The organism is Cesiribacter andamanensis AMV16 (genome assembly GCF_000348925.1).
GTDB classification, from domain to species: domain Bacteria; phylum Bacteroidota; class Bacteroidia; order Cytophagales; family Cyclobacteriaceae; genus Cesiribacter; species Cesiribacter andamanensis.
The window spans coordinates 1-7,550 of record NZ_AODQ01000170.1; the positions used below are offsets into that span (position 1 = coordinate 1).

7 protein-coding genes are annotated in these 7,550 nt (G+C 56.1%); 4 read left to right on the forward strand and 3 right to left on the reverse strand.

Annotation, left to right across the window (positions count from 1 at the left end; all coding sequences use genetic code 11):
* The 3 genes from ADICEAN_RS23770 to ADICEAN_RS23780 all read left to right on the forward strand — a co-directional run.
* On the forward strand, positions 1 to 282 hold a 282-nt coding region (locus tag ADICEAN_RS23770; protein WP_316928544.1), incomplete at its 5' end, for a DEAD/DEAH box helicase.
* On the forward strand, positions 240 to 650 hold the full coding sequence (locus tag ADICEAN_RS23775) for a DEAD/DEAH box helicase (protein WP_316928545.1): 411 nt from the start codon (positions 240 to 242) through the stop codon (positions 648 to 650). The genes ADICEAN_RS23770 and ADICEAN_RS23775, both read left to right, overlap by 43 nt.
* Positions 628 to 1,323 carry a helicase-related protein gene (locus ADICEAN_RS23780; RefSeq protein ID WP_009197355.1) on the forward strand — a complete coding sequence of 232 codons (696 nt, stop codon included), beginning with the start codon at positions 628 to 630 and terminating at the stop codon, positions 1,321 to 1,323. Before ADICEAN_RS23775 ends, ADICEAN_RS23780 begins: the two co-directional genes overlap by 23 nt.
* Before the next feature lie 115 nt (positions 1,324 to 1,438).
* On the opposite strand, the gene ADICEAN_RS19370 is transcribed toward ADICEAN_RS23780, so the two are convergent.
* From ADICEAN_RS19370 to ADICEAN_RS19380, 3 genes are all read right to left on the reverse strand, one after another.
* Complete coding sequence (locus ADICEAN_RS19370) at positions 1,439 to 3,583, reverse strand: cation:proton antiporter (protein ID WP_009197356.1); 2,145 nt, start codon at positions 3,581 to 3,583, stop codon at positions 1,439 to 1,441.
* 468 nt (positions 3,584 to 4,051) lie between these two features.
* Positions 4,052 to 4,573, reverse strand: a complete 522-nt coding sequence (locus tag ADICEAN_RS19375) for a hypothetical protein (protein WP_152426530.1) — start codon at positions 4,571 to 4,573, stop codon at positions 4,052 to 4,054.
* 262 nt (positions 4,574 to 4,835) lie between these two features.
* Positions 4,836 to 5,768, reverse strand: coding sequence for a DUF6929 family protein (locus ADICEAN_RS19380; protein ID WP_040398372.1), 933 nt, complete (start codon positions 5,766 to 5,768; stop codon positions 4,836 to 4,838).
* A gap of 575 nt (positions 5,769 to 6,343) precedes the next feature.
* Here ADICEAN_RS19380 and ADICEAN_RS19385 point away from each other — a divergent pair.
* Positions 6,344 to 7,550, forward strand: a 1,207-nt coding sequence (locus ADICEAN_RS19385; RefSeq protein WP_161622738.1) for a HAMP domain-containing protein, incomplete at its 3' end; no start/stop codon positions are given.

A 7,550-nucleotide genomic window follows, 5' to 3' on the forward strand; every position in this document is an offset into this window, starting at 1 on the left:
CAAAAAACCGAAGACCGACTCCATGATTGCTCCTTTTATTCAAAACCTGTCCATTGCGCCCTTAACCCCATGCAGGAAGCTGCCCTGGAGGCCGCCAGCCGGCAGGATCTTATCTTGCTGTCGCCCACCGGCTCGGGCAAAACACTGGCCTTTTTGCTGCCCCTGCTGCCCCTGCTGCGGCCCGATGTGCGGGGGGTGCAGGCTCTGGTGCGGCGCCTTCCCGGGAGCTGGCCCTGCAGATCGAGGGGGTTTTTCGCAAAGGGGGCTCCGGCTTTAAGGTAAACTGCTGCTATGGAGGGCATTCCATGCGCATTGAGCAGAACAACCTGAGCCAGCCGCCGGCCGTGCTGGTGGGTACTCCCGGCCGCATTGCCGATCACCTGCGGCGGCAGACGTTTGAGCCGGGCAGCATCCGCCTGCTGGTGCTGGATGAGTTTGATAAGGCCCTGGAGCTGGGCTTTGAGGCGGAGATGTCTTTTATCATCGGCCAGCTGCCGGGGGTGCGCCGGCGCATCCTCACCTCGGCCACTCAACTGGAGCACATCCCGGACTTTGCAGGCCTGCAGGACCCCCTGGTGCTGAACTTCCTGAGCGACAGTACGCCGGCAGGCCTTGCCCTAAAAAGGGGTGCGGGCCGAAGGGGCCGATAAACTGGAAGTGCTCTACCGCCTGCTGTGCCACATTGGCGAAAGCCCGGCGCTGGTCTTTTGCAACCACCGGGAGGCTGTGGACCGTATTTCGGTGCTGCTGATTGAGATGGGCATTGCCCATGGGGTGTTTCATGGCGGCATGGAGCAGGAGGAGCGGGAGCGGGAGCTCATCAAATTCCGCAACGGCAGCCACCGCCTGCTCATTACCACCGACCTGGCCAGCCGGGGGCTTGATATCCCGGAGATCGAGCATGTGATCCACTACCAGCTGCCGCCCGATGAAAAAGCCTTTGTGCACCGCAACGGACGCACCGCCCGCATGAAAGCCGAGGGCACCTCCTGGCTGGTGATGGCCGAAGAGGAGCGCCTGCCCGCTTACCTGCCCGAAGCCCCCGCCCTGGAAGAGTTGCCCCAAACCCTGCCACCCCCGCCCAAGCCCCAATGGGCCACCCTCTACATTGGCGCCGGCAAAAAAGACAAGGTGAATAAAATAGATGTGGTAGGCCTGCTGCTGCAGAAGGGGGGGCTGCAGAAAGAGGAGCTGGGCCTCATAGAGGTGCTTGATAAGAGCGCCTTTGCTGCCGTAAAACGTCAGAAGGCCCCGGCCGTGGTGGAGCGGCTCAGGTGGGAAAAGATCAAAACCAAAAAAGTAAAGATCGCCATCTCAAAGTAAGGGAGACAGCCGGAAGTCGTGCCACGAATAGCTCGTGGCACGACGGTAGCCTGCGGGCGTTGCTCAAGTGGTGCCACGAATAGCTCGTGGCACCACGCGGCCCTGCTCGCCCTCCTTACTTTCGCTTAAACAGCTGGGTGATGGTCTTGCTCATGTCCTGCAGCGAATCATGCACCGAGGGGTTGCGCAGGCTGGTGTGGCTTTCATCCGAGATGCCCAGCTGCATGGGGTAGACCAGGATGTAGTTATTCTCCTGAAAATACTTGTTCAGATAGGAAGGGATCTTGGCCATCTGGCTGTTGTAGGAGGGGTAGTTGCGGCGGCTCATCACAATCAGCAGGTTGTCATTTTCCTTTACCTCCCGGGCCAGGATCAGGAAGTCATTCCAGTCGGTAAAGGTGTGAAACTCGGCCTCAACCGGGTGCTTGGCATGCACCTCCTTGATGTAAGTGAGGGTGCCCATGCTGCCAAAGAACACCAGCTTGGCGCCCGTATTGCGCCCAATGTTCCAGACCCGCAGCAGCCAGTACAAAAAGCCGCTTTCCCGCTCGGCATAGTCCGGCACTACAATAATATAGCGGCTGATGGTGGCCAGGGGCTGCGCCGGTTTGTAAATAAGGGTGGTGGTGTTGCAACGGGTAAGAATGCCCTCGGTGAGGTTGCCCAGAAAGGAATCACTCATGCCCTTTTGCTGATGCAGGCCAATGATCATGTCGGTGATCTTGTTTTCCTTTACCACATTGGTGATGCCGTTTACGGTATTAAGGTCATAGCGCAGCAGCTCCTGCACCTGCGTATCGGTGGCGGCGCCTACCACCACCGCTTTTTTCAGGACCTTGCGCGCATTTTTCTCAGTGACCCCTTCCGGGTTGCTCTCCGGGATAATGTTGAGCGCATAAAGGCCGGTTTTGTTGAGCGATGATTTGATGGTAACGCCCAGGTTGATGAGCTCCTCAACGGTTTCGCTGTTGTTGACCGGGATCAGGATGCGCTCATCGGTGCTGGGGTCTGCGGCAGCCTCATCTTCCTGACCCGAATCTTCCAGAGCCAGTTGCTGGGCGCCCCGCTGGGCCATCACAGAAGCAATGGTGCAGGTGACCAGAATCATCAGAATGGTGCCGTTGAGCACACTTTCGCTCAGCAGCCGGATGGGGGCTCCATCTGGCGTTTCGCCCAGAATAATGTTGTAGCCTACCAGCACGGCCGCCAGGGTAGCGGCTGCCTGGGCATTGCTCAGGCCAAAGACCACATCCCGCTCGGCCCTGGAGAAGCGGAACGTCTTCTGGCTGAGCCAGGCTGCCAGAAATTTGGCCACAGTGGCCACTACCGTCATCACAATGGCCACAAGAATGGTATCCAGATCCTGCACAAAGGCGCGGTAATCAATCAGCATGCCTACCCCGATCAGAAAAAAAGGAATGAACAAGGCATTGCCTACAAACTCGATGCGGTTCATGAGCGGCGAGGTGGAGGGAATGAGCCGGTTAAGCGCCAGCCCGGCCAGAAAGGCCCCGATAATGGCTTCGATGCCGGCCGCTTCGGCCAGGAAGGAGGCCAGAAACACCATGCCCAGCACAAAGATGTACTGGGAGATATTGTCCTCAAAGCGCTTGAAAAACCAGCGGGCAATGGGCGGAAACACAAAGACCACAATCAGGCCAAAGGCCACAACCGATACCCCCAGCCGAATCCAGAACTCCTGTGAAAGCTCGCCTGTGGACATGCCCGCAATAACGGCCAGTACCAGCAGGGCCAGGGTATCGGTGATCATGGTACCCCCCACGGTAATGTTTACGGCCCGGTTCTTGGCCACACCCAGCTTGCTGATCAGGGGATAGGCAATAAGCGTATGCGAGGCAAACATGGAGGCCAGCAGCACTGAGGTAGGCATGCTGAAGCGGAGCAGGTACAGCCCCGCCAGGGTACCCAGCACCATGGGAATCACAAAGGTATAGAGGCCAAAGACAATGCTCTTGCTGCTGTTTTTCTTAAAGTCGCCCAGATCAATCTCCAGCCCCGCCAGAAACATGATGTAGAGAAGCCCTACCGTGCCAAAGAGCACAATGCTGCTGTCGCGTTCCATCAGGTGCAGCCCGTTGGGGCCAATAATGGCGCCGGCAATGATAAGACCGATCAAGTGCGGGATCCGGATCTTGTTCAGCAGCAGGGGCGCAAACAGGATGATGAACAGGATCACTGAAAAGATCAGCACCGGATTTTTCAGCGGCAGCGAAAGATCAAATTCGGCTAAAAGAATCATATAAAAAGTAGGTAGATCCCCCTTTTTGCGGAACGCATTGGAGGATGATGGAGCATTACGCGTTCAACATGGCAAGGTTAGCCTGCGCAGCCGAAAAGATGCTTGTCTGCCTCAACCCCACGCCACGTTCAGCAAAGATAAAAAGAAGTTAGCCATCAGCAGTATGCACGGCAAGGGTCTGTAAAGGGGCTGCCGCTTCTTATGCCTGAAGGCAGAGGCTGAAAATCTGCCTTGTTAGCTACCTGCAGGCTCCAGGGCACAAAGTGTTCCTGGCGATTCAGACTAAAGGGCTGCAGGCGCTTTTGATAGGCCTTCTGTCTACAACAAGGGTGGAGTTGTTTTCTTCCTGCGATTGCTTCTCTCTCTATATATAAGAATAAGAAATATCACCGGACGGTAGCTTAGAGGCAGGGGTGTAGGCCCGATCGGCACGGCCACTCCGCTGGCTTGCACTAAGCAGGGGGTTGTTTATGCACTTCTTTCCCGATTTGAGGGGGTAAGGCCGCCAGATGCTTTGGCCAGCAGCCACAGGCCTATCAGGAGAAAGCCCAGGGTTTTCATGGTCCAGGCGTTTAGTCCCACCTGGGGCAGGCCCAGATAAAAGCGCAGGCTACCCAACACCAGCAAAAACCAGCCCATGATCCGCTTCCACTGCAGCTTGCGTCTGGCGCCTTCTTCGGGATCTGTGCGTACCATTTCCGCTTCTTTTTCATGCAGCAGATCAAAGGAATCCAGCTTTTGTTCGTGCAGCTGAGCAACAATGGCCTCCAGCGACTCCCCCTCTGCCAGGCGTTGCTGCACCAGCTCCTCGGGCTGCGCCTGCGAACGGGCATAGTCCTCCTGTAGGTGCTGCGGATCGATCTTGCGCTCCCGCAAGACCTCTCTGGCTGCCTGCAGGGCCTCAGGGCGGTAATCGTCGGCCCGTTCGGTGATTAGCCCAATCAGTTCCTGATCGGGCAGCAGGCGCATTCGGTCTAGAAAAGGGTTCATCGGCATGCAGAGGGGTACATGGGGTTTTCGCTAACCTACCCCTTTTAACGCAAGGTTACAAGCGCACTCAACAGGGCATAGGGGCCTGGCTATGTAATGTTACCAGGAGAGGGGCGCACTTTTTATCGCAGTTCGGTCAAGGCACCGCTTGCTAGGGGAAGAGCATAAATCAACCTGGTTATATAGTTTCCCGGGTCTGTGGCTCAAAGGCCTGGGAATAGAACAGAGGGTATGGGTTGCGATGGTAAACGGAGATGCGCTATTAAGGGATCCGTAGCGTTTCCTCTCCAAAATCAAGTGTCAGGGCAAAAAGGGTAGAGCTGCCATTGTCATTATCAGCCACGGCCACCAGCTCCAGGGTCTGGCCCTTTTGGCCTGCCACATCCAGCGACTCCAGCTTTTCCAGCAGGGGGTTGCCCGAGGGGTCCAGCAGCAACCAACTGGAGGTAGTCAGGTCCTGCTCCGGCTGCCGGCTATCCAGCAGGCCAATAAAGCTGCCCAGGATATCCCCATCGTCAATCCAGTTTTCGGTATCTTCTACCGTAGCGGTAAACAGAATTTTGCTGGTGCCGGGCCATACGCAGGCACCGGATATTCGCGCCAGTTTGCCGGCTATGCTGGGCAGTTGCAGGGGGTGTATTTCCAGCGAAAGCTGCTCGGCCGGCAGTATACCCTGCAGAAACTCGGCAAAGCGGGACCACGAAAGCCGGATCAGGCTGTTGGTGCCCCTGTTAAACAGGTAGAGCTGCTCCTCCAAAACCAGGGCGCCTTCCAGGTTCAGCTGCTCCCGCCCTATATGCAGGCGGTTGGCCAGGTGGTTGTAGAAGGGGGTAAGGCTGTACTGCCTGAACTGCCCGGGCGCCTGTAGCGGAATCTGGAGCAGCACATCCCGCTGAGGGGAAAGCGAGCCAGAGCCCAGGGCATAAAGCACTGCCGAGGGGCCCTCTCCCAGCGTAAAGAGACTTTCCAGATCTGGTTTTGCTTGTTTGGGAATGCGGCTGCTATCCTCATAGGCCGGAAAAAGGAGCACGCGCTCCTGCAACTCCCAGTCAGCCGTTAAGCGGTAGAGGTAGGGGGCATCATCACCCACCAGGTAGAGGCTGTCGCTGACCAGCGCAAGGCCGGAGCCCGATGATACAGCGGGGAGTAGCTTGCTGCGCTGCAGCTGAAGGTAGGGGGCAGGGGTATGGGGCATACAGCAGGGTAGGTATAAAAGAACCAGAAGCAGCAGCAGGTGTGGGGAGGGTGGATGCATCCTGCCAAAATACATAGGATGACCGGCAAAGAAGAGGGGTAAGCGAAAAAAACAAAGAAAAGCATGAAAGCTACCACTAAAGCGCAACCTGTCCGGCTCACTTCTCGTTAAACCTGCTGTTCTGAAAAACAGGCAGCTCTCAGAGGCTGTGGCCGGCAGCAAATTACCCGATTTGGCGATTTGAATACCTCATTTCCTGTACGATCCTGCAACCCTTGCAATAGGTAGCCATTCCCTCTTTGGCAGAAGGGGGAAGTTGTGCTGCCTTTTGTTGTTTAAGAAATGGGGAAGAGCAGCAGAAAATGGGAACCAATTTTCGAAAACATCGCCTTATTACTTGGTACGCCAGACAGGAAAACGGTATATTGCCTTAATTGTTTGCTGGCTTTTTTGTTTTTGGAATACTCTTTTTGAACAGGCCCTAACGCAATTGATAATTCCATTGGCAGCAGCTCCGGTAAGGGTACTCACTACCCCCGGGCACTTCCTACACCTTTAACCTATATATGCGCATTATGAAGGTACAGGCTGAAACAGCAGAAATCAAAGAGCGCCTGCTTACTGATTCCGAGCTGTACGATACCCTGCTCAAAGTCCGGAACGGCGATTTCTCCGTTCGCTTTCCCTCGGATCAGGTGGGATTACCGGGCAAATTCTGGGATACCCTTAATGAGATTATCGAGCTCAATGAGCAAATGGTAGAAGAATTCTCTTCTGCCGCAAAAACCATAGGCAAGGAAGGCAAGCTTTCCCGGCGCATTGAGCTGGAAGGAGGCAAAGGCTCCTGGAACCGGAGCGTGCGCTGTGTGAATGAGTTGATCACCGACCTGGTGCAGCCCACTACCCAGATTGCCGAGGTGATCAGCGCCATTGGTAAAGGCGATCTTTCCCGCGAAATGCCCCTGCACGTAGACGGGCATAAGCTCAAAGGCGAGTTCCTGCGCATCGCCAAAGAGGTAAATGCCATGGTTACCCAGCTGAACCTCTTTACCCAGGAGGTAACCCGCGTGGCCCTGGAAGTAGGTAAAGAAGGTAAACTGGGCGGTCAGGCCCGGGTAAAAGGGGTAGGCGGTACCTGGAAGGACCTCACCGACTCGGTAAACCAGATGGCCTCTAACCTGACCACCCAGGTACGCTCCATTGCCGACGTAACCACAGCGGTGGCCAAGGGCGACCTTTCCAAAAAAATTACGGTAGACGTAAAAGGCGAAATTCTTGAGCTGAAAAACACCATCAACACCATGGTGGACCAGCTCAACGCCTTTGGTAGTGAAGTAACCCGGGTAGCGCGCGAGGTAGGTACAGAAGGGAAGCTGGGCGGCCAGGCCAACGTGCCCGGCGTAGGCGGTACCTGGAAGGACTTAACGGATTCGGTAAACCAGATGGCCTCGAACTTAACAGGCCAGATGCGGAACATCGCCAACGTAACCACGGCGGTGGCCAAAGGTGACCTTTCCAAGAAAATTACGGTAGAAGCCCAGGGCGAGATCCGGGAGCTGAAAGATACCATCAATACCATGGTGGACCAGCTGAATGCCTTTGGTAGTGAGGTAACACGGATGGCCCGGGAGGTAGGTACGGAAGGAAAGCTGGGCGGCCAGGCCAACGTGCCGGGCGTAGGCGGTACCTGGAAAGACCTGACCGACTCGGTAAACCAGATGGCCAGCAACCTGACGGAGCAGATGCGAAACATCGCAGAAGTAACAACCGCGGTGGCCAAGG